We start from the raw sequence: 19,996 nt of genomic DNA, 5'->3' as shown, positions 1-19,996 counted from the left end.
TTGCGGAGCCTTCCTATGACCAAAGCCGTGACCGATGCCAGCTTCCATGCCGATGTGATCAGTGCCGACAAGCCGGTGCTGGTCGATTTCTGGGCTGAATGGTGCGGCCCGTGTCGTATGATCGCCCCGGCGCTGGAAGAACTGAACAACGAGCTGGACGGGGTGGAGATCGTCAAGGTCAACATCGACGAGAACCCGGATGCGCCGGGCCGTTATGGTGTGATGTCGATCCCGACCATGATCCTGTTCAAGGACGGCAAGGCGGCGGCCACTATGGTCGGCGCGCGGCCCAAGGGCGAACTGAAGGCGTGGTTGACGGGCGCGCTGGCTTGAGGCCAGCGCTGGGGTTGACGGGCGCGCTGGCTTAAGCCGGCGCCACGACCTGCCCCAGGCGCGGGAAGTGGACATGGGCGGTGAGCCCGTCCTCCACTTCACGGGCAATGCTGATCCCGGTTGAACAGCAGCGCAGCAGTCGGCCAACGCTGGGCGCGTCCTTCATGCCTTCTTGGGCAACGCCCACCATCATGCCGGCCACGTAGGGCTCATCCACTCCGCCGCTGATCGTGGCGGGGGTGGCGGCGCGGGCGGCAGCCAACGCATCATCGGCTGTCATTTCGCGCCGCTCGCCGTGGCCGAATCCGGCCATGCGCGCAAACCAGTCTTCCACGCCCGGCAGCGCCAGCATGGCGGCCGCATTGGCTGCCGCTGTCGGCACGGCCTTCACGAACCAGATGTTGCTGTAGAGCGCCAGATCACCCGCCCCAGGTTCGTCGCCGCCGATGAAGGCGCGGCCATCGGACAGTGTGTCCGAAAGCCATTGGCTCGCCACCAGCGCCTGGCCGGCCAGATGCGGCGCGGCGCGGCCCAGCGCGGCCAGGTCCATGCCGAAACGCGCCTGGCGGTCCTTGATGAAATCCTCGCCCATCATCTCAGGCGTCATGCCGCCCATCGCCGCGCCGACATGGGCAAAGAATTGCGGCCCGTTGGCCCAGCTTGCCACCAGTCTGTGCAGCGGGCCCAATGGCGCGGGATAGAGACTGGGGCCGGGCAGGGATTCGAGAGCCGGCAGGATGGCGCCGGTGTCGCAATAGATGTCCGCCCCGATCTGCACGACAGGCGTCCGGCCGTAGGCACCGGTCAGCTGGGTCTGGTCCGGCTTGGGCATGATGCGGGGGACGAGCAGGCTGCCCCATGTGAGGCCTTTCACGCCAAAGGCGGCCCGCACCAGTTCGGCAAAGGGCGAGGCTTCATAATGGTAGAGGATCGGGATCATGGCCGAGATGATGCCCCTCAAACCGGCCTGCCCCCAGTGCCATTATGGGGAGGGGGCCAGCTGCGGTAGTCGGCCCCAGCAGCGTTCAGCTGCGATAATCAGCATTGATGCGGATGTAGCCGTGGGTGAGATCGCAGGTCCACACGCGGGCCCGGCCTTGCCCAAGGCCGAGATCGACGGTGATGCGCACCTCTTGCCCGTCAAGATGCGCCGCCACCGGTGCCTCGTCATAACCGGGCACGACCATGCCCTGTTCGGCCACCAGCGTGTCGCCGAAACGGATCGAAAGCAGGTCGCGCTCGGCGGGTTCGCCGGCCTTGCCGACGGCCATCACCACCCGGCCCCAATTGGCGTCGCCGCCGGCAATCGCGGTTTTCAGCAGGGGCGAATTGGCGATGCTCATGGCGACGCGCTTGGCCGAGCTATCGTCCACCGCGCCGGTCACATTCACCTCGATCAGTTTCTGCGCGCCCTCACCGTCGCGCACCACCAGGATGGCGAGTTGGCGGCACACGTCTGCCAATGCGGCGGCCAGCGCGTCGGCGCCCGCGTCATCCATGCTTGTGAGCACGGGATGGTCGGCGGCGCCGGTGGCGAAGGCCAGCACCGTGTCCGATGTGCTGGTGTCACTGTCCACCGTGATGCTGTTGAACGTGGGGGCGACGGCGGCCTGCAGCATCTGCTGCCACAGGCCTGCGGTGACGGCGGCATCGCTGAAGATGAAGCCGAGCATCGTTGCCATGTCGGGCATGATCATGCCGCTGCCCTTCACGATCCCCACGATGGTCACGCGCGTGCCGGCGACGATGGCGCTGGCCGTGGCGGCCTTGGGGAAGGTGTCGGTGGTGCCGATGGCGTTGGTGGCGGCCAGCCAATCGGCCTGGCCCAGTGCCGCATGGGCCTGTGTTACGCCGGATAGCGCCAGATCGACTGGCAGCGGAACGCCGATCACGCCGGTGGAGGCACTGAACACGTGGTCCGGGTTGCAACCCAGCACTTCGGCCACCCGCGCGGCCTGCGCTCTGGCCGCCTCACGGCCTGACATGCCAGTAAAGGCATTGCTGTTGCCGGCGTTGACGATCAGCCCGCGCGCTTGGCCCTGCGGCAGCTTGGCCCGGCACAACTCCACTTCGGGCGACGGGCATTTCGATTGCGTTGTCACACCGGCCACCACGGTGCCGGGGGCAAGTTCCACCAGCGTCACGCAGTCCCGCGTCCATTTCTTGTAGGCGACGCTGGCCGTGCCGATGCGCACCCCGGCGATGGAGGCAAGGGCGGGGAAGGGCAGGGCGAGCGGGGAGCGTTCCATGGATTTCGCCTTTGCTGCCAATATGCAGCTTGTCCAGTGACAAGTGCGTTGACTCTGTGGGGCCGGCACATTATCGGCACCATTCTTTCCGGACGCAGGCGACTGCGGCCTGACCGAATCTATTTTCAGGACTGTTTCCCATGAAGCGCACTTATCAGCCGTCCAAGCTCGTCCGCGCCCGCCGTCACGGCTACCGCGCGCGTATGGCCACTGTCGGCGGCCGTAATGTCATCCGCGCCCGTCGCGCCCGCGGCCGCAAGAAGCTTTCGGCCTGACGCTGATGCGCGCGCCGGAGACCATCCGGCAGCGACGGGATTTCCTGGCTGCAAATCAGGGCCGGCGGGTACCATCCGCCGGCTTTGTGCTGCTCGTGCGGCAGCGGAGTGATGGCGCGCCCCTGATGCGCGCCGGTTATACCGTCACCAAGAAGATCGGCAACAGCGTGATCCGCAACCGGCTGAAGCGCCGCCTGCGTGAGATCGTGCTCCTCACCCTGCCCACCCACGGCCATCCCGGCGCCGATCATGTGCTGATCGGGCGCGAGGCCGGCCTCACCCGTGATTTCGCCGTGTTGAAGGCCGATCTGGAAAAGGCGCTGGCCAAGGCCCATCTCCCGCCCAAGGACACAGAAAAACCTTGGGAGGGAACCCGGCGATGAAAACACTGCTGATCTGGCCGATCCGCCTGTGGCAGGTGACATTTTCGGCCGTCCTGCCCCCCTCCTGCCGTTTTTCGCCGAGTTGTTCGGCCTATGCCATTACCGCCATCGAACGCCACGGACCGGTGCGGGGTTTTGGCCTTGCCGTGCGCCGCATTGCCCGCTGCCACCCCTGGGGGGGTTCGGGCTATGACCCGGTGCCCTGAGCGGCTATAGCAGCCGCGATCCCATCCGAATCCTGCCCTTCCAGCCAGAGAGACAATCTTGCCTCCTCAGGACAATCAATCGCCCGACGTGAAGAACATCGTGCTCGCCGTGGTGCTTTCCACCATGGTGCTGCTCGGCTGGACTGTTGTTGCCGATCGCTTCTTCCCCACCGAAGCGCCCACCCCGGTTGTCAGTACGGCAGCGCCGGCTGGCGATCCGGCTGTGGCCGCCCTGCCGGGTGCCGCCCCGGCCATTGCCGGGCCGGGCGTCATCCTTGGCCGTGATGCCGCGCTGGCCGCAAGCCCGCGCGTTGCCATCGATACGCCGCGCCTGAAGGGCTCGATCAACCTCATCGGCGCGCGCTTCGATGATCTGGTGTTGCCCAATTATCGCCAGACCAAGGACAAGACGTCGCCGCCCGTCCGCCTTTTCTCGCCAAGCCGCACCGCCGACGCGCAATTCGCCCAATTCGGTTGGGTGGGCACGGTCGCACCGCCGGCCACGGCCGTGTGGACGTCAGATCGCACCACGCTGACACCCGCCACGCCGGTGTCGCTGCGCTGGACCTCGCCGCAGGGCCTCATCTTCCAGCAGAAGATCAGCGTTGACGCCGATTTCATGTTCACCGTCGAACAGAGCATCGCCAATCCCGGCGCGGTGCCGGTGGCGTTGCAGCCGTTCGGCCTCGTGTCGCGGCGCGGTGAACCGGCGGCGGCGGAAGCCAATGTTCATGTCGGGCCGATTGCCATGCTGGATGGCACGCTGAAGGACACCTGCTTTTTCCTTGCTTTCAATTGTACCGACTTGACTTACAAGAAGCTGATCGATGACGGCCCGCAGGAGTATAATTTCAAGAACGGCTGGGTGGGCCTGACAGAAAAATACTGGTTGGCCGCCAGTGTGCCGGATCAGAAGTCCAGCATTGCGGCCACGTTCACGCAGGCTGCCGGCCAATATCAGGCCGATTGGCTGGCCGGGGCGGTCACCGTGCCGGCGGGTGGTCGCAATGCCAGCACCGCCAAATTGTTTGCCGGTGCCAAGGAAGTCGACCTGATCGACCGCTACACCGAAGCCGGTATTCCGCGCCTCGACAAATCGGTGAGCTGGGGCTGGTTCGAGATCATCGCCAAGCCGATTTTCTACCTGCTCGATTTCCTGTTCAAGTTCACCGGCAATTTCGGTGTCGCCATCATCGGGCTGACGCTGATCGTGCGCGCCATCATGTTCCCGATTGCCAACAAGCAATATGAATCGATGGCCAAGATGCGCCTGATCGGCCCGCGCATGAAGGCGATCCAGGAGAAGTACGGCGACGACAAGCTGCGCGCGCAGCAGGAAATCATGGCCATCTACAAGACCGAGAAGGTCAATCCGCTGGCCGGGTGCCTGCCGATCCTGCTGCAGATTCCGATCTTTTACGCGCTCTACAAGACGCTGCTGATCTCCATTGAAATGCGTCACCAGCCGTTCGTGCTGTGGCTCACCGATCTGTCCGCGCCTGATCCGCTGACGCCCTTGAACCTGTTCGGCCTGATTGCCTGGCAGCCGCCGGCGATGATCGCGTTGGGCGTGCTGCCGATCCTGCTGGGTGTCACCATGTGGCTGCAGCAGAAGCTTTCCCCGGCGCAGATGGATCCTGTGCAGCAGCAAGTGTTTGCGCTGATGCCATGGCTGTTCATGTTCTTCATGGCGCCGTTCGCGGCCGGCCTGCAGCTGTACTGGACGATCAACAACCTGGTTTCGATCGGGCAGCAGCTGTACATGAACCGCAAATATCCGGCGCCAGCGACCCCGCCATCGGCCGCCGTGATCGATGTGAAGCCCAATCCGCCCAAGGCAGCGCCGAAGCCTGCTGGCCCGAAGCCTGCTGGCCCGAAGCCGGGTGCGCCAAAGCCGACTGCAGGACGCCGCCGCAAGTGACCGAGGAACAGGCAAATGCCGATCTGATTGAGGCCGCGCGCAAGCGTTTTGCTGGGCCGGTCAGCTTCCTGCTGTCGGCGCCGGAACTGCGGTTCCTGCCGGCGCCGGATGTGCCGGAAATCGCAGTGGCCGGCCGGTCGAACGTGGGCAAATCATCGCTGTTGAATGCCATCACCGGCCGCAATGGCCTGGCGCGCGCATCGGTCACGCCGGGGCGCACGCAGGAACTGAACGTGTTCGAAGTGGGCGAGCCGACGCTGTTTCGCATCATCGACATGCCCGGCTATGGCTTTGCCGAAGCACCCAAGGACGTGGTGCGGCAGTGGAAGCATCTGGTGTTCGACTATCTGCGCGGGCGCACGGTGCTGCGCCGGGTGCTGGTGCTGATCGATTGCCGTCACGGCATCAAGCCGGTGGACCGCGAGATCATGAGCATGCTGGACAAGGCCGCCGTGAGTTTCCAGGTGGTGCTGACCAAGGGCGACAAGATCAAGCCGACCGAGCTGGCCAAAGTGCACGAGGCCGTTTCTGCGGCGGCCCGCATCCACCCCGCCGCCTATCCGGAAGTGATCGCCACCTCTGCCGAAAAGGGCGAGGGCATCCCCGAATTGCGCGCCGCCGTGCTGGCCGCTGCCACGGGCCAATGATGACGACCGTAATGAGCGAGCTGACCATAACCCTGAATGGCGATCCGCGCCGTGTTGCCGCCGGCAGCAGCGTGGCCGATTTGCTGGCGAGCCTCGATCTGCCGGCCGAAAAGGTGGCAGTGGAGCGAAACCTGGCCATCGTGCCGCGTTCGACCTTTGCCGATGTGCAACTGGCCGAAGGGGACGCCTTGGAGATCGTGCATTTCGTTGGCGGCGGACAAGATGATGGCGACACGTGGGAAGTGGCCGGCCGCCGCTTTACCTCGCGGCTGATCGTTGGCACCGGCAAGTACAAGGATTATGCCCAGAACGCTGCCGCCGCTGAAGCCAGCGGCGCGGAAATCGTGACGGTGGCGGTGCGGCGCGTGAATGTGACCGATCGCAGCCAGCCGATGCTGACCGATTTCCTTGATCCCAAGCGCTTCACCTATCTGCCCAACACCGCCGGCTGTTTCACCGGCGATGATGCCGTGCGCACGCTGCGGCTGGCGCGCGAAGCGGGTGGATGGAACTTGGTGAAGCTGGAAGTGCTCGGCGAAGCCCGCACCCTCTATCCCAACATGGCCGAAACGCTGCGGGCGACCGACATTCTCGTGAAGGATGGCTTCGACGTCATGGTCTATTGCGCCGATGATCCCATCGCGGCGAAGAAACTGGAAGAACTGGGCGCCGCCGCCATCATGCCGCTGGGCAGCCTGATCGGATCGGGCCTGGGCATCCAGAACCCGGTGACCCTGCGGCTGATCATCGAGAATGCCAAGGTGCCGGTGCTGGTCGATGCCGGGGTGGGCACGGCATCCGATGCAGCGGTCGCCATGGAACTGGGCTGCGACGGCGTGCTGATGAACACCGCCATCGCGGAAGCCAAGGACCCCATCCTGATGGCCCGCGCCATGAAGCTCGCGGTCGAATCTGGCCGCCTCGCCTACCGCGCAGGCCGCATGGGCAAGCGCCGCTATGCCGATCCGTCGAGCCCGCTGGCGGGGCTGATCTAGCCCCCGGGCAGTCGGGGAAAGCCGGGCACACCGGCGATATCGACCCAATGTTGTTTGCTGTCGGTCCAGAGCTGCATCTGCGGCGTGAATTGGCTGGTATCGTCCAACGTACCGGCCTTGATGAACACCAGATCAGGCGCCGCCGAAACCTGGCTGAACAGCGGCGATCCGCAGTTGGGGCAGAACTGGCGCAGCACGTCGCCGCCGGATTCGCCATGGTCCTGATAGCTCTTCACCTCGCCGGTGATGGCCAGAGCCGCCGCCGGCACACCCATGATCATCGACCAGCCGCTGCCGGCTTGGCGCTGGCAATTCCTGCAATGGCACACAGCCTGCATCGCTGGTTCGGCCGACACGCTGTAGCGCACCGCCCCGCACAAGCATCCACCTTTCAGATTTGCCACGGCAGCCCCCTTTGCGAAATGATGGCAATCATAACGCGCCAGCCGGGCCGGCACAATTTCTCGCCAATTTCGAGTTCAGAGATAGGGCGAAAGCACTCCGATCACATCGGCATAGAGCTCGCGCTTGAACGGCGCCGCCATCTCGACCAGCGTGTCGACCGGGCTCCAGCGCCAGTGGCGGAATTCGGGATGCTCCGTCGCGATGTTCACGTCTGCGTCCGTCCCGTGGAAGCGCAGGGCATACCATTTCTGGCGTTGGCCAGCGTATTTGCCCTTCCAGATGCGGCCGATCAGATCATCGGGCAGATCATAATAATGCCATTCCGGCGTCGTGCCGAGCAGGCTCGTCAACGCCGGATCGACGCCGGTTTCCTCCCACAATTCGCGCAGCGCGGTTTCATACGGGTCTTCGCCGGGATCGATCCCGCCTTGTGGCATCTGCCAGGCTTCCACCATCTGATCGAGGCGCTGTCCGGTGAACACCAGGCCAACCGGATTGACCAGCATCACCCCCACACAGGGGCGATAGGGCAGGCCGGAAGGATGTTCGCGCGGAATGGCAGAAGGGGGTATCATGCCAGTAGCAGCTTCAGATCCGCGATGCAGCCGGCCAGATCATCCTGCGCGGAGGGGATGCCCTGCCGCATCGTGAAGCAGCCGTGGATCTGCCCGGCGGCCTCGCGGAAAATCGTGCGCACGCCATGTTCGATCAGCCGGCCAGCATAGGCGCGGCCCTGATCGCGCAGTGGATCGAGCCCGCACGTGAGCAGCATCGCTGGCGGCAGGCCGTCCAGCGTTTCGGCGAGCAGCGGGCTGGCCCAGGGGTGGAGCAACTTGTCGGTTGCGCTGCCCATATAGGCGTCGATGAACCAGTCCATGGTGCCCTTGGTCAGCACATAGCCTTCGCCCAGTTCCACCATCGAACCTTCGGTGGCCGTCATGTCGGTCACGGGATAAATCAGCCATTGGGCCACGAACGGCACTGGCAACTGGCCATGCAGTTCGCGGGTGACGAGCGCCGCCATGTGCCCGCCGGCGCTGTCGCCCGCCGGGATGATGCCGGTGACGGCACTGCCCATTTCGGCGGGCGAGCCGGCCAGCCAGCGGGTGGCGGCAAGGCAATCTTCGGCTGCTGCCGGGAACCGGGCTTCGGGGGCAAGGCGATAATCCACCGACAACACGCGGCGGCCCAGGGCGCGGGCAATTTCGGCACACAGCGGATCATGCGTGTCCAGATCGCCGATCACCCAGCCGCCGCCATGATAATAGGCCACCACACTGCCGTCTTCCAGCGCCGCTGGAGTATAGAGCCGGGCCTTGATGCCGCCGGGCAGCGTCAAGTCCGTGCTGTTGATCTCGCCGCGTGGCAATTCCAGCATCTGGCCCATGGCGTTATACATGGCGCGGCCTTCGGCGGGGCTCATGTCGGTGAACGAAGGGCCCGGATTGGCAGCCATCATGGCGAGCAGGTTGGCAACATCGGGGCGAACATACGGCGTTTTGGCGGGCATGGCGGAAACTCCCAAGGTGGTTTTGTGCTGTTCTAGGCCGGTGCAACCGTTGAGCAACCGGTGAATTTGGTTGGGCTTAGCCCTTCACCCATGCCGCCACTTCGCCGGCCAGCCGGTTGGCGGCGCGGTTGAGGGCCGCGGCGACCACCGCAGGTTGCTGGCTCGTCACTTTTTCCTCGGCCACAAAGCTGCGCAGCGCCACGGTGCCGGCCCCACGTGGCCCGGCCAGTTGCGCGTCATAACGCACGCGCACCACCGGGGCGCCGCGCACATCCAGGCCGAATTCGCGCAAATGGCCGGTGAGCGCCCGCGCCGGGGCGACACCGCCTTGCCGTGTGTCCAGCACCGCCACACCAGCGCCGGCCAGCGTATCGGCGAGCAAGCGTTGGAACTGGCGATTGGGTTGCTCTGCCCAACTGGCGCCGGCCAGATATTGCACGGTGGCCGAAGTCAGCTGCACCGGCAGGCGCAGCGTTTGCAGTTCGGCCGGCACATCGGGGATGGCAACCGCCAGCGTGTCCCCCACGGCGGTCGGTCCAGCCCACTGCGGCGGCGGCGCATCGGCGCGCAGCACCAGCAGTGCATCAGGGGCGGGCGCGTTGCCGCCCAGCTGCACCAGCGGGCCGCAGCCGGCCAGCGTCAGGGCCGCGATGATCGGCGCAAATTGCTGCATCATTTCGCGTCTCCCTTGGGCGGTTGATATTCGGGCAGGCGGCGGCCGCCGATCAGGGCACCGGCCGGGTCTTCATCCAGTTTCGCGGCGATGGCCCCCAGCCGCGACGTGGTCTCGCGCAGCTCGCGGATCAACTGGGTGGTTTCCGGAATGGTCTGATTGGCCAGCATCTCCACCCCCGGCTGGGCGCTGCCGGCCAGGGCATCCACCTTGGCCAGCGTCGCATTGGCGCTGGTGACGGTGCGCCGCAAATCTGCCGCGAGCGGGCGCAGGTCTGAATCCATCAGCGCTTGCCCCGAACCGGCCAGCGCCTCGATGCGCTGCAGGGTGGCGGTGGCGGCGGTCATTGTGGTGCGCGCTTCGGCCAGCGCCGTAGCCAGATCGGGGGCGCCCTTGGCGAGCGCAGCGGTGGCGACATCAGTGTTCTTCAAGATGCCGGCCAATGCTTCGCGATTTTCGTCCTTCAACACATCGTTCAGCCGCTTGGTGAGCAGCGACACGTTCGACAGCACTTCCGGCGCGGTGGCGAGCAGATCGTTCAGGCCGCCGGTGCGCGGCGGGATGACCGGGGCACCGTCGGGGCCGGGCTCGGTGATCGGCTTGGCGCCCTGAACTGCACCATCCAGCTGAATCTGCGACACGCCGGTGAAGCCCACGCCTTCCACCCCGGCCGTGGTGCCTTCCAGCACCGGCACTTCGCCATCGATGTTGATGCGCACCCGCACAAATTCCGGGCGCTGCGGCAGCAGGCGGATCTGGGTGATCTTGCCCACGGTCACACCGTTGAACTGCACCGGCGATCCCAGCGCCAGGCCGGTGATCGATTGCTTGAAATAGATGTCGTACACCTTGCTGTCGCTTCCGGAAAAGCGCGCCAGCCACAGCACCATCAGGAAGATGCCCACCACCATGGCCAGCGCAATGCTGCCCACGATCACATAGTTGCTGCGGTTCTCCATCAGGTTGAATCCCCGGTTGCGGCTCGCCCGCGCGGTCCGCCGAAATATTCCTGCACCCACGGATGATCAAACGCGCGCAGTTGATCAACCGTGCCACAGGCCAGCACCTTGCCGTCGCCCAATACTGCCACCCGGTCACAGATCGCGATCAACGTATCAAGATCGTGGGTGATCAGGAACAATGTGAGCCCCAACGTGTCTTTCAGCAGCTTGATGAGATTGTCAAAAGCCGCCGCCGAAATCGGATCGAGCCCCGCGGTTGGTTCATCCAGAAACAAAAGCGGCGGATCGAGCGCTAATGCGCGGGCAAGCCCGGCGCGTTTCTTCATGCCGCCCGACAGTTCCGACGGGAACTTGGTGCAGCTCTCCGCCGGCAGGCCGACCTGGCGCAGGCGGGCGGCCGCCAGACCGTCCATCACCGCATCGGGCAGTGCCAGGAACTCGCGCATCGGCACTTCGATATTCTCGGCCACCGTAAGGCCGGAAAACAGCGCACCTTCCTGGAACAGCACGCCCCATTGCCGGCGCAAGGCCCGCTGCGCTTCCGGATCGGCGGCGAGCGCATCCTGGCCGAAGATGGAAACGCTGCCCGCCCGCGCCGGATTCAGCCCGATGATGGTGCGCATCAGCACCGATTTGCCGCTGCCCGAACCGCCAACAAGGCCAAGGATTTCGCCGCGCGCCACGTCGAGATCGAGATGATCGTGCAGGACATGATCACCAAAGCCGGTGACCAACCCGCGCACCCGCACCGCCACATCGGCATCATCAGGCAAGGTCGCAGAGAGCGCAGCCATCAATTGTAGCCCATCGCGCTGAAGAAAAAGGCGAAAAAAGCATCGAACACGATGACGACGAAAATGGCTTCCACCACGGCCTGGGTGGTGCGGCTGCCGACCGATTCGGCGTTACCGGTCACCTGAAAGCCGTGGAAACAGCCCATGATGGCGATGATGAAACCGAACACCGGCGCCTTGATCATGCCGATGGCAAAATCGGAAACCAGGATCACTTCCTGCAGGCGGGTGATGTAGGCGGCCGGTGGCATCGCCAACTCGCTCCACGCAAACAGGCCGCCGGCGATCAGCGCACACATCCCGCCATAGAAGGCGAGGCCGAGCAGCATCAGCGAACAGGCGATCACGCGCGGTACCACCAGCACCTCGATCGGATCGAGGCCGATGGTGCGCAGCGCATCGATTTCCTGGTTGAGCTTCATCGAACCGATCTGGGCCGCAAACGCTGATCCCGACCGGCCCGCCACCATGATCGCGGTGAGCAGGATACCCAGTTCGCGCGTGGTGGCGCGGCCGATCAGGTTGACGGTGAACACCTCGGCCCCGAACTGGCGCAATTGCACGGCGCCCTGTTGTGCCACCACTAGGCCGACCAGAAACAGCAGCAGCCCGATAATGCCCAGCGCGTTGACGCCAATGGCTTCGCCCTGATGCGCCACGGCATGCCAGCGCAAGCGGCGGCGGCCGATCAGCGTCAAGGCCAGCACCACCAAAGTCTGTCCCAGAAAGGCGAGGAACCCGCCGGCATTGTCGGCCTGGTGCACCACGGCCCGGCCGATCTGCTCCAGCCTGGCAAACACCGGATTGCCCCTATCGGCCCGGCGCTTCACGGGCGGCGGCGGTACGGTGAGGGCGCGGATCAGCCGAACGATATCCGGAGCAGCGCCTTGCACCTCGGCCGTGTGGCCCGCGTCGTTCCAACGGTTGATCAGGCTGTTGATGGCCCAGGCACCCGCGGTATCGATCGCGGTTGCGGCCGAAAGATCGACAGAAAGCCCCGGCGCGCGCGGCGCAACCGTGGCTAGCGCGTCGGCCAGCGTGGCAACATCATCGATGGTCAGCCGGCCCGACAGCACCACGCGGGCGCCGCCGTCGCCTGTCTCCTGCCAGCTGATGCTGCTGCCCATAGCGAGCAAACTGGGCTATGCGGGAGCAAAAGCCAAGGGGAACAATGACCTCCATACCCACCGAAATCGCGGTTTATGATCTGGACCGCACGCTGACCGATACCGGCAGTTGGGCGCCCTTCATCCGTTTCTGGCTGGCGCGCGAGGCGCCGTGGCGGGTGCTGCTGTTGCCGATGGTGGTGCTGGGCGGCGTTGCCTATGGGCTGGGCCTGCTGTCGCGCGGGCAGATCAAGAGCTGGTCACACCGCTGGCTGATCGGCCCCCGCGTGGCGGAAGGCCGGCTGCTGGCCGTGGCTGACGCCTTTGCGCTGGGCTTTGTTGCTGATCATGCGCTGGCCCCGGCGCGGGCTGCGATCGCAGCCGATGCCGTGGCCGGACGGCGGGTGGTGATCGCGTCGGCCAGCCATGCCTTCTACGTGCGCGCCATTGCGGCGCGCTTTGGCGTGGCCGATGTGGTGGCCACCGAAGCGCAACGTGATGGCGGCGATGTCACGCCCGCGCTGGACGGCGCCAATTGCTATGGCTCGGCCAAGCGGGCAGCACTTGAGCAGTGGCTGGCACATGAAGGCCTGGCCGGCGCGGTCGTGCATTTCACCAGTGATCATCACAGCGATGCGCCCTGTTTCGAACTGGCGCTGGAAACGGGCGGCAGCGTATTGTGTGCCAATCCGTCGGCGAAACTGGCGGCACTGGCGGCGGATCGGGGCTGGCCGGTGGCGCTGTGGGGCCGGATCCGGGGCAGTCTGCTGGAACGGGCCTAGGCTCGCCGCCGCCACAACGTGAACACGGCAATCCCGCACCAGATGATGTTGAGCACCATCGATGGGATGGCGCCGTGATAGGCCGTGTTGACCACGAAGCCGGCCGCGCCAACGAGGTTCAGCCACTGGAACAGCGGCGATTTGCCATCAAGGCGGCCAGCGCTGGCCAGCGCGTAGGCCGCCAGCACCAGCACCGCTCCGATCCAGCCTGCCGCCTCGATGGCGAGCGTTTGCCAATTCATGCTGCGGCGAGGTTGCGCAACACGTAGGGCAGGATGCCGCCGGCGTAATAATATTCCAGCTCCTGCTCGGTATCGATCCGGCACAGCGCCTGGAAGCTGCCGGTGCTGCCATCGGCGCGGGTGAAACGCACTTCCAGCATCTGGCGCGGCTTCAGATTGGCAAGGCCGGTGATCTCGAACACTTCCTCACCGGTGAGGCCGATGCTCTTGCGGTCTGTGCCAGCGGCGAATTCCAGCGCCAGCACGCCCATGCCCACCAGGTTGGAACGGTGGATACGCTCGAAGCTTTCGGCGATGACGGCGCGCACGCCGAGCAGTGTCGTGCCCTTGGCCGCCCAATCGCGGCTGGAGCCGGTGCCATATTCCTTGCCGGCGACGACCACCAGCGGCGTGCCATCGGCCTTGTAGGCCATGGCAGCATCATAGATGGCGAGCTGCTCGCCCGACGGGAGGTGGCGCGTCACGCCCCCTTCGACGCCCGGCACCATTTCGTTGCGGATGCGGATGTTGGCGAAGGTGCCGCGCATCATCACTTCATGGTTGCCGCGGCGCGCGCCATAGGAGTTGAACTCCGCCTTTGTCACCTGGCGTTCGGTCAGGTAGCGGCCAGCCGGGCTCGATTCCTTGATGCTGCCGGCCGGGCTGATGTGATCGGTGGTGATGCTGTCCCCGAACACGGCCAGGGCGCGGGCGGCGATGATGTCGGCCACCGGGGCGGGCGTCATCGTCATGCCGTCGAAGTAGGGCGGGTTCTGGACGTAGGTGGAGCTGGTGTTCCAGCGATAGGTGGCGCCGCCTTCAACCTTGATCGCCTGCCAGCGCTCATCGCCGTCGAACACGTTGGCATAGCGCGCGGCAAACATCTCGGGCGTCACGTTGGCCATTACCATGCCGGCGACTTCGGCGTTGGTCGGCCAGATGTCCTTGAGGTAAACTGGGCCATTGGTGCCTTGGCCGATCGGTTCCTTGGACAGATCCTTGCGCATCGTGCCGGCCAGCGCATAGGCAACGACCAACGGCGGCGAGGCGAGATAATTCGCCTTCACGTCCGGCGACACGCGGCCTTCGAAGTTGCGGTTGCCCGACAAGACCGAGCAGGCAACGATGTCGTTGGCGTTGATCGCTTCGGAAATCGGTTCGGGCAGCGGGCCGCTATTGCCGATGCAGGTGGTGCAGCCATAGCCGACCAGGTTGAAGCCGAGCGCGTCCATGTCCGCCGTCAGGCCCGACTTGTCGAAATAATCGGTGACGACCTTGGAGCCGGGGGCAAAACTGGTCTTCACCCACGGCTTGTTCTTCAGGCCGAGCGCGCGCGCCTTGCGGGCCACGAGACCGGCGGCAACCAGCACGGCGGGGTTTGACGTGTTGGTGCAGCTGGTGATGGCGGCGATCACCACGTCACCGTGGCCGATGTCGTAATTTGCGCCGGCAACGGGCACGCGCTGGGCCATCTTGTCGGCCTTGCCGTAACCGCCGGCCAGTTCCTTTTCATACGCCGGCTTGGCATCCGACAGCAGCACCTTATCCTGCGGACGGCGCGGACCGGCGAGGCTGGGCATGACGGTGCCGAGATCGAGTTCCAGCGTGTCGGTGAAGACGGGATCGGGCGCATCGGCTTCGCGCCACAGGCCCTGCGCCTTCGCATAAGCCTCGACCAGCGCCACGGTGTCGGCATCGCGGCCGGACAGCACCAGATAATCGATGGTCTTGGTATCGACCGGGAAGAAGCCGCAGGTGGCGCCATATTCCGGCGCCATGTTGGCCAGCGTTGCGCGATCGGCGAGGGTGAGCGCATCGAGGCCTGGGCCATAATATTCGACGAAGCGGCCCACCACGCCCTTCTTGCGCAGCATCTGGGTGGCGGTGAGCACCAGATCGGTGGCGGTCACGCCTTCCACCAGATTGCCGGTCAGCTTGAAGCCGACGACTTCGGGGATGAGCATGGACACCGGCTGGCCCAGCATCGCGGCTTCGGCTTCGATGCCGCCGACGCCCCAGCCCAGCACGCCAAGACCGTTAATCATCGTGGTGTGGCTGTCGGTGCCCACGCAGGTATCGGGATAGGCGATCATCGTGCCCGAGGAATCTTCGCTGCTCCAGACCGTCTTGGCGAGATATTCTAGGTTCACCTGGTGGCAGATGCCAGTGCCGGGCGGCACCGCGCGGAAATTCTTCAGCGCGCCGCTGCCCCAGCGCAGGAACTCATAGCGTTCCAGATTGCGGGCATATTCCAGCGCCATATTGTCTTCAAACGCCTTGGGGTTGCCGAATTCATCGACCATCACGCTGTGATCGATGACCAGATCGACCGGCACCAGCGGGTTGATCTTCATCGGATCACCGCCCAGCTTGGTGATGGCATCGCGCATGGCGGCCAGATCGACAACGCAGGGCACGCCGGTGAAATCCTGCATCAACACGCGCGCCGGGCGATAGTTGATTTCGTGGTTCGACGTGCGGGTGGCCTGCCAATCGACCACGGCCTGCACATCGGCGGTGGTCACGGTGTTGCCGTCTTCAAAGCGCAGCAGATTTTCCAGCAGCACCTTCATCGAATAGGGCAGGCGCGAGACGTCACCCAATTGGGCGGCGGCAGCCTCCAGGCTGTAATAGGCGTAGCTTTTGCCGGCCGCCTGCAGCGTGCGGCGGGTGTTCAGACTGTCCTGGCCGATGGCGGTCATGGCGCCTCTCCCTTTGTATGTGCTTTGACAAGTTGTCGCACGGTCTAGCCCAGATGGTGCAGCGCGAAAAGCCTGCCCATGGGGAATTCGTGTCAAAATCCAGACCGGTTGCGCCGGTAAAAATCTGTCACCATAAGGGGCCATGGCTTCGCCCGAAATTGATGCCCTCACCAATGCGCTGGCGCGATTGCCGGGTCTGGGCCCGCGCTCGGCGCGGCGCGCGGTGCTGCATCTGATCAAGCGGCGCGAAGTGGCGCTGTTTCCGCTGCTCGAAGCGCTGCAGGCCGTGGCGGCCAATCTGGTGGTGTGCGGGGTTTGCGGCAATGTCGAAACCAGCGACCCCTGCGCCATCTGCCGCGATCCGCGCCGCGATCCATCCTTGCTGTGCGTGGTCGCCGATGTGGCGGATCTGTGGGCGCTGGATGGACGCCACCTCTTCCCCGGCCGTTATCACGTGCTGGGCGGGCGGCTTTCGGCGCTCGATGGGGTTGGGCCGGAGGATCTGGCGATTCCGGCGCTCGTCGCCCGTGCCGGTGACGGCATGGTGAAGGAAGTGGTGCTCGCCTTGTCCGCCACGGTGGAGGGGCAGGCGACCATGCATTATGTCGCCGAGGCACTGGCCTCCACCGGCGTCAAGGTCAGCCAACTGGCGCAGGGCCTGCCGATGGGCGGCGAACTTGACTGGCTGGACGAGGGCACATTGGCCCTCGCCCTGAACGCCCGCCGGCCTGTCGGTTAGAGTTTTACCAGCATCTTGCCGGTGTTCTTGCCTTCGAACAGGCCGATGAACGCTTCCGGCGCATTCTCGATGCCTTCCAGCACAGTTTCCTGCCACTTCAGCTTGCCGGCGCGGATCCACGGGCCCATCTCGGCCAGGAAATTGTCGCGCAGGCCGGCAAATTCCATCACAATGAAGCCGCGCATGGTCAACGATTTGCCCACCACCTGGATGATGTTGCGCGGGCCGGGCGTCGGCTCGGTGTCGTTGTAGGCGGAAATCATGCCGCATTCGATCAGCCGCGCAAACGGGCGCGCGACTTCGATGGCGACTTCCAGATGCTCGCCGCCAACATTGTCGAAATAGATGTCGATGCCCTTGGGGGCAGCGGCCTGCACGGCGGCCAGCAGATTGCCGCAGGTGCGATAGTTGATGACATGATCGATGCCGAGGCTGTTCAGCCATGCGCACTTGTCGTCACTGCCGGCGCTGGCGACCACGGTGCAGCCCTTCAGCTTGGCAACCTGCGCGACGATGCTGCCCACGGCACCGGCCGCGCCGGAAACGAACACCACGTCGCCCGGCTTGGGCTTGCCGATCTGCGTCAGGCCGGCCCAGGCGGTGAGGCCGGGCATGCCGAGCACGCCCAGGAAGCTTTCCATCGGAATGCCACCCGGCACGTCGAGCTTTTCCAGTGCTGCAGCCGGGGCAACGAACGCCTCGCGCCAGCCGATCATGGAGGAGACGATGTCGCCCTTCCTCAGCCCTTCCGCGTTGCTTTCCACCACCACGCCGATGGCACCGCCCTGCAGCGCCTCGCCGATCTGGAACGGCGGCACATAACTCGGCCGGTCATACATGCGGCCCCGCATGTAGGGGTCGACAGACATGAACTTGTTCTGCACCAGCACTTCGCCGGCACCAGGAGCAGCCAATTCGCGGTTTGCGAGTGCAAAATTCTCGGCGGCGGGCATGCCGACCGGGCGGCTGGCAAGGAAGATTTCGCGGGAAGTGGTCATGATGGGTTTCTCCTTTGGTTGGAGCCACCCTAGCCGCATTGCCGGCCCACCGCACCTCTTGGCTGCGGGAGGCTAGATTTCGACCTGGCTGCCCAGTTCCACCACGCGATTGGTGGGCAGCTTGAAGAAGTCCATCGCGCTTTCGGCGTTGCGCATCATCCAGCTGAACAGATGCTCGCGCCAAATCGCCATGCCGGGCTTGTCGCTTGCCAGCAGGGTCTGGCGGGAGAGGAAGAAGCTGGTTTCAATCATCTTCAGCTTCGGCCCACAGTTTTCGACCTTTTTCAGCACGGCAGGAATATCGATTTCCTGCATGAAGCCATAGCGAACGAGGATGCGGTAGAAGCCGCCGCCCAGATCCTTCACGCCCATGCGATCCTCGTCCGATACATAGGGCACCTCATCGATCACCACGGTCAGGATCATGATGCGTTCGTGCAGGATCTTGTTGTGTTTCAGATTGTGCAGCAGCGCCTGCGGCACGCCCACCGTTGATGTGGTCATGAAGACGGCGGTGCCCGGCACGCGGGTGGCAGCCGCCGCGGCGGACTTGATGAACACCTCCATCGGCATCGAACTGTCACGCAGCCGTTCCTGCATCAGCGCCCGGCCGCGTGACCAGGTGGTGAGGCCGGTGAAACCGATGATGCCGATCACCAACGGGAACCAGCCGCCATCAGGCACCTTGGTCAGGTTGGACGCGAAATAGGCGAAATCGACGATGAGGAAGATCGCCAGCAGCGGCGCCGCCCACCACGCCGGCCAGCGCCAGATGGTCAGCACCAGCACGCCCACCAACAGCGTGTCGATCAGCATCGTGCCGGTGACGGCGATACCATAGGCGGCGGCGAGGTTGGAGGAGGACTGGAACGCCAGCACCAGGAACATCACCAGCACCAGCAGCGTCCAGTTCACCGCCGGAATGTAGATCTGTCCGAATGCTGAGGCTGAGGTGTGGACGATCTTCATGCGCGGCAGAAAGCCGAGCTGGATGGCCTGCTGGGTGACCGAGAAAGCACCCGAAATGACAGCCTGCGATGCGATGATAGTGGCCAGCGTCGCCAGCACCACCAGCGGCAGCCGTGCCCATTCCGGCGCCATCAGGAAGAAGGGGTTGGAGACGGCTTCGGGATGGGCGGTGAGCAGCGCACCCTGGCCAAGATAGTTGATCATCAGCGCCGGCAGCACCAGCGCGAACCAGGCAAGGCGAATGGGGTTGCGGCCGAAATGGCCCATGTCGGCATAAAGCGCTTCGGCGCCGGTCACCGCCAGCACGACACTGCCCAGCGCCAGGAACGCCGCGCCCGGCATGGCAGCAATGAACTGGAAGGCATACCAGGGGTTCAGCGCCCACAAGATGTCCGGGTTGGCCATGATGTTGCTGATCCCCAGCACTGCCAGCGTGGCGAAATAGATCAGCACGATTGGGCCGAAGATGGCGCCGACCTTGGCCGTGCCGCGGCTCTGGAACAGGAACAGGCCGAGCAGGATGGCGATGGCGATAGGCACCACCAGCGGCTGCATTCGGGCTTCGACCACGGTGATGCCCTCCACCGCCGACAGCACCGACATGGCCGGCGTGATGATGGCGTCGCCGAAGAACAGCGCGGTGGCCATCACGCCAAGCAGCACCAGTTGCGCCGAACGCGTATCGCCGGGTGACAGGCGCGAGATCAGCGCGATCAGGGCGAGGCTGCCGCCTTCGCCGCGATTGTCGGCCCGCATGATGACAGAGACATATTTCAGCGTCACCACCAGCATCATCGTCCAGAAGATCAGCGAGATGACGCCATAGATGCTGACCGTGGACAACCCCAGCGGATGGTGGCCCGCAAAGGTTTCCTTGAAGGCATAGAGCGGGCTCGTGCCGATATCACCGAACACCACACCAACGGCGCCAATCGCCAGCTTCAGCAGCGATTGTTGATGCCCGTGATGATCAGCATGGGTGGCAGTGCCAGACGCCGCAGCGCCATTTTCCGACATGTGAATGCCTATCCGAAAAGGTTGCGCCGGTTAGCACAGCGCCCACGTTGCTGCAATGCGGCATCGGCAGGCGGCGCATGCGTCAGACTGGCGGCTGCCCCCCGCCCGC

22 protein-coding genes are annotated in these 19,996 nt (G+C 64.8%); 9 read left to right on the top strand and 13 right to left on the bottom strand.

Annotated features, from left to right (window positions below; translation table 11 throughout):
• Positions 1-15 precede the first annotated feature (15 nt).
• Positions 16-333, top strand: coding sequence for a thioredoxin (gene trxA / locus G566_RS0106915; RefSeq protein ID WP_022679952.1), 318 nt, complete (start codon positions 16-18; stop codon positions 331-333).
• A gap of 31 nt (positions 334-364) precedes the next feature.
• On the opposite strand, the gene G566_RS13805 is transcribed toward trxA, so the two are convergent.
• Together G566_RS13805 and argJ are read right to left on the bottom strand one after the other, a co-directional pair.
• Positions 365-1,273 (bottom strand): glutathione S-transferase family protein, encoded by a 909-nt coding sequence (locus G566_RS13805; protein ID WP_022679951.1) that lies wholly within the window; start codon positions 1,271-1,273, stop codon positions 365-367.
• 85 nt (positions 1,274-1,358) lie between these two features.
• Positions 1,359-2,582 (bottom strand): bifunctional glutamate N-acetyltransferase/amino-acid acetyltransferase ArgJ, encoded by a 1,224-nt coding sequence (gene argJ, locus G566_RS0106905; RefSeq protein ID WP_022679950.1) that lies wholly within the window; start codon positions 2,580-2,582, stop codon positions 1,359-1,361.
• Positions 2,583-2,722: 140 nt separating this feature from the next.
• On the opposite strand from argJ, the gene rpmH reads away from it, so the two are divergent.
• From rpmH to thiS, 6 genes are read left to right on the top strand one after another with little or no spacing between them, the layout of a single operon-like run.
• Positions 2,723-2,857, top strand: a complete 135-nt coding sequence (rpmH, locus tag G566_RS0106900; protein ID WP_022679949.1) for a 50S ribosomal protein L34 — start codon at positions 2,723-2,725, stop codon at positions 2,855-2,857.
• Between the two features lie 5 nt (positions 2,858-2,862).
• The gene (gene rnpA / locus G566_RS13800) at positions 2,863-3,240 is read left to right on the top strand and encodes a ribonuclease P protein component (RefSeq protein ID WP_022679948.1); all 378 of its coding nucleotides are present in this window, start codon (positions 2,863-2,865) and stop codon (positions 3,238-3,240) included.
• A complete protein-coding gene (gene yidD / locus G566_RS0106890) occupies positions 3,237-3,446 on the top strand; it encodes a membrane protein insertion efficiency factor YidD (protein WP_022679947.1) in 210 nt (69 codons plus the stop codon). The genes rnpA and yidD overlap by 4 nt, the downstream gene beginning before the upstream one ends.
• A 58-nt stretch (positions 3,447-3,504) precedes the next feature.
• Positions 3,505-5,367: a membrane protein insertase YidC gene (gene yidC / locus G566_RS0106885; RefSeq protein ID WP_022679946.1), complete on the top strand. Its 1,863-nt coding sequence runs from the start codon at positions 3,505-3,507 to the stop codon at positions 5,365-5,367.
• On the top strand, positions 5,364-6,014 hold the full coding sequence (gene yihA / locus G566_RS0106880) for a ribosome biogenesis GTP-binding protein YihA/YsxC (RefSeq protein WP_022679945.1): 651 nt from the start codon (positions 5,364-5,366) through the stop codon (positions 6,012-6,014). Before yidC ends, yihA begins: the two co-directional genes overlap by 4 nt.
• Positions 6,014-7,009, top strand: a complete 996-nt coding sequence (gene thiS, locus G566_RS0106875; RefSeq protein ID WP_084706806.1) for a sulfur carrier protein ThiS — start codon at positions 6,014-6,016, stop codon at positions 7,007-7,009. Before yihA ends, thiS begins: the two co-directional genes overlap by 1 nt.
• Here the strand turns inward: thiS and G566_RS0106870 are convergent.
• The 7 genes from G566_RS0106870 to G566_RS0106840 form a co-directional block, all read right to left on the bottom strand.
• Positions 7,006-7,413: a GFA family protein gene (locus tag G566_RS0106870; protein ID WP_029131363.1), complete on the bottom strand. Its 408-nt coding sequence runs from the start codon at positions 7,411-7,413 to the stop codon at positions 7,006-7,008. The genes thiS and G566_RS0106870 overlap by 4 nt on opposite strands.
• A 75-nt stretch (positions 7,414-7,488) precedes the next feature.
• Positions 7,489-7,989, bottom strand: a complete 501-nt coding sequence (locus G566_RS0106865) for an RNA pyrophosphohydrolase (protein WP_022679942.1) — start codon at positions 7,987-7,989, stop codon at positions 7,489-7,491.
• Positions 7,986-8,924 (bottom strand): alpha/beta hydrolase, encoded by a 939-nt coding sequence (locus tag G566_RS0106860; protein WP_022679941.1) that lies wholly within the window; start codon positions 8,922-8,924, stop codon positions 7,986-7,988. The genes G566_RS0106865 and G566_RS0106860 overlap by 4 nt, the downstream gene beginning before the upstream one ends.
• 76 nt (positions 8,925-9,000) lie before the next feature.
• Positions 9,001-9,600: an ABC-type transport auxiliary lipoprotein family protein gene (locus G566_RS0106855; RefSeq protein WP_022679940.1), complete on the bottom strand. Its 600-nt coding sequence runs from the start codon at positions 9,598-9,600 to the stop codon at positions 9,001-9,003.
• Positions 9,597-10,556, bottom strand: coding sequence for an MlaD family protein (locus tag G566_RS0106850; protein WP_022679939.1), 960 nt, complete (start codon positions 10,554-10,556; stop codon positions 9,597-9,599). The genes G566_RS0106855 and G566_RS0106850 overlap by 4 nt, the downstream gene beginning before the upstream one ends.
• Positions 10,556-11,353 (bottom strand): ABC transporter ATP-binding protein, encoded by a 798-nt coding sequence (locus G566_RS0106845; RefSeq protein ID WP_022679938.1) that lies wholly within the window; start codon positions 11,351-11,353, stop codon positions 10,556-10,558. The genes G566_RS0106850 and G566_RS0106845 overlap by 1 nt, the downstream gene beginning before the upstream one ends.
• Entirely contained in the window at positions 11,353-12,480 is a 1,128-nt protein-coding gene (locus tag G566_RS0106840) for an ABC transporter permease (RefSeq protein ID WP_022679937.1), read from the bottom strand. The genes G566_RS0106845 and G566_RS0106840 overlap by 1 nt, the downstream gene beginning before the upstream one ends.
• A 44-nt stretch (positions 12,481-12,524) precedes the next feature.
• Between G566_RS0106840 and G566_RS0106835 the strand changes: the two genes are divergently transcribed.
• Positions 12,525-13,241 carry an HAD family hydrolase gene (locus G566_RS0106835; protein WP_022679936.1) on the top strand — a complete coding sequence of 239 codons (717 nt, stop codon included), beginning with the start codon at positions 12,525-12,527 and terminating at the stop codon, positions 13,239-13,241.
• Here the strand turns inward: G566_RS0106835 and G566_RS0106830 are convergent.
• Positions 13,238-13,483 (bottom strand): CBU_0592 family membrane protein, encoded by a 246-nt coding sequence (locus tag G566_RS0106830; protein ID WP_022679935.1) that lies wholly within the window; start codon positions 13,481-13,483, stop codon positions 13,238-13,240. The genes G566_RS0106835 and G566_RS0106830 overlap by 4 nt on opposite strands.
• Positions 13,480-16,164 (bottom strand): aconitate hydratase AcnA, encoded by a 2,685-nt coding sequence (gene acnA, locus G566_RS0106825; RefSeq protein ID WP_022679934.1) that lies wholly within the window; start codon positions 16,162-16,164, stop codon positions 13,480-13,482. Before acnA ends, G566_RS0106830 begins: the two co-directional genes overlap by 4 nt.
• Positions 16,165-16,306: 142 nt before the next feature.
• Here acnA and recR point away from each other — a divergent pair, with 142 nt between their 5' ends.
• On the top strand, positions 16,307-16,903 hold the full coding sequence (gene recR / locus G566_RS0106820) for a recombination mediator RecR (RefSeq protein WP_022679933.1): 597 nt from the start codon (positions 16,307-16,309) through the stop codon (positions 16,901-16,903).
• Here the strand turns inward: recR and G566_RS0106815 are convergent.
• Both G566_RS0106815 and G566_RS0106810 read right to left on the bottom strand, forming a co-directional pair.
• The gene (locus G566_RS0106815; RefSeq protein WP_022679932.1) at positions 16,900-17,901 is read right to left on the bottom strand and encodes an NADP-dependent oxidoreductase; all 1,002 of its coding nucleotides are present in this window, start codon (positions 17,899-17,901) and stop codon (positions 16,900-16,902) included. The two genes, recR and G566_RS0106815, sit on opposite strands and share 4 nt — an antisense overlap.
• 72 nt (positions 17,902-17,973) lie before the next feature.
• Complete coding sequence (locus G566_RS0106810; RefSeq protein ID WP_022679931.1) at positions 17,974-19,887, bottom strand: potassium transporter Kup; 1,914 nt, start codon at positions 19,885-19,887, stop codon at positions 17,974-17,976.
• Positions 19,888-19,996: the final 109 nt, after the last annotated feature.

Source organism: Sandarakinorhabdus limnophila DSM 17366 (assembly GCF_000420765.1).
Classification (GTDB): domain Bacteria; phylum Pseudomonadota; class Alphaproteobacteria; order Sphingomonadales; family Sphingomonadaceae; genus Sandarakinorhabdus; species Sandarakinorhabdus limnophila.
The sequence above is the reverse complement of the archived record's forward strand: the minus strand, read 5'-3'. Positions and strand labels throughout refer to the sequence as shown.

Excerpts from the sequence above, each read along its gene's own strand:
- trxA (WP_022679952.1), top strand. The coding sequence starts at position 16 with ATGACCAAAGCCGTGACCGATGCCAGCTTCCATGCCGATGTGATCAGT.
- G566_RS13805 (WP_022679951.1), bottom strand. The coding sequence starts at position 1,273 with ATGATCCCGATCCTCTACCATTATGAAGCCTCGCCCTTTGCCGAACTG.
- argJ (WP_022679950.1), bottom strand. The coding sequence starts at position 2,582 with ATGGAACGCTCCCCGCTCGCCCTGCCCTTCCCCGCCCTTGCCTCCATC.
- rpmH (WP_022679949.1), top strand. The coding sequence starts at position 2,723 with ATGAAGCGCACTTATCAGCCGTCCAAGCTCGTCCGCGCCCGCCGTCAC.
- rnpA (WP_022679948.1), top strand. The coding sequence starts at position 2,863 with ATGCGCGCGCCGGAGACCATCCGGCAGCGACGGGATTTCCTGGCTGCA.
- yidD (WP_022679947.1), top strand. The coding sequence starts at position 3,237 with ATGAAAACACTGCTGATCTGGCCGATCCGCCTGTGGCAGGTGACATTT.
- thiS (WP_084706806.1), top strand. The coding sequence starts at position 6,014 with ATGACGACCGTAATGAGCGAGCTGACCATAACCCTGAATGGCGATCCG.
- G566_RS0106865 (WP_022679942.1), bottom strand. The coding sequence starts at position 7,989 with ATGATACCCCCTTCTGCCATTCCGCGCGAACATCCTTCCGGCCTGCCC.
- G566_RS0106860 (WP_022679941.1), bottom strand. The coding sequence starts at position 8,924 with ATGCCCGCCAAAACGCCGTATGTTCGCCCCGATGTTGCCAACCTGCTC.
- G566_RS0106855 (WP_022679940.1), bottom strand. The coding sequence starts at position 9,600 with ATGATGCAGCAATTTGCGCCGATCATCGCGGCCCTGACGCTGGCCGGC.
- G566_RS0106850 (WP_022679939.1), bottom strand. The coding sequence starts at position 10,556 with ATGGAGAACCGCAGCAACTATGTGATCGTGGGCAGCATTGCGCTGGCC.
- G566_RS0106845 (WP_022679938.1), bottom strand. The coding sequence starts at position 11,353 with ATGGCTGCGCTCTCTGCGACCTTGCCTGATGATGCCGATGTGGCGGTG.
- G566_RS0106840 (WP_022679937.1), bottom strand. The coding sequence starts at position 12,480 with ATGGGCAGCAGCATCAGCTGGCAGGAGACAGGCGACGGCGGCGCCCGC.
- G566_RS0106835 (WP_022679936.1), top strand. The coding sequence starts at position 12,525 with ATGACCTCCATACCCACCGAAATCGCGGTTTATGATCTGGACCGCACG.
- G566_RS0106830 (WP_022679935.1), bottom strand. The coding sequence starts at position 13,483 with ATGAATTGGCAAACGCTCGCCATCGAGGCGGCAGGCTGGATCGGAGCG.
- acnA (WP_022679934.1), bottom strand. The coding sequence starts at position 16,164 with ATGACCGCCATCGGCCAGGACAGTCTGAACACCCGCCGCACGCTGCAG.
- recR (WP_022679933.1), top strand. The coding sequence starts at position 16,307 with ATGGCTTCGCCCGAAATTGATGCCCTCACCAATGCGCTGGCGCGATTG.
- G566_RS0106815 (WP_022679932.1), bottom strand. The coding sequence starts at position 17,901 with ATGACCACTTCCCGCGAAATCTTCCTTGCCAGCCGCCCGGTCGGCATG.
- G566_RS0106810 (WP_022679931.1), bottom strand. The coding sequence starts at position 19,887 with ATGTCGGAAAATGGCGCTGCGGCGTCTGGCACTGCCACCCATGCTGAT.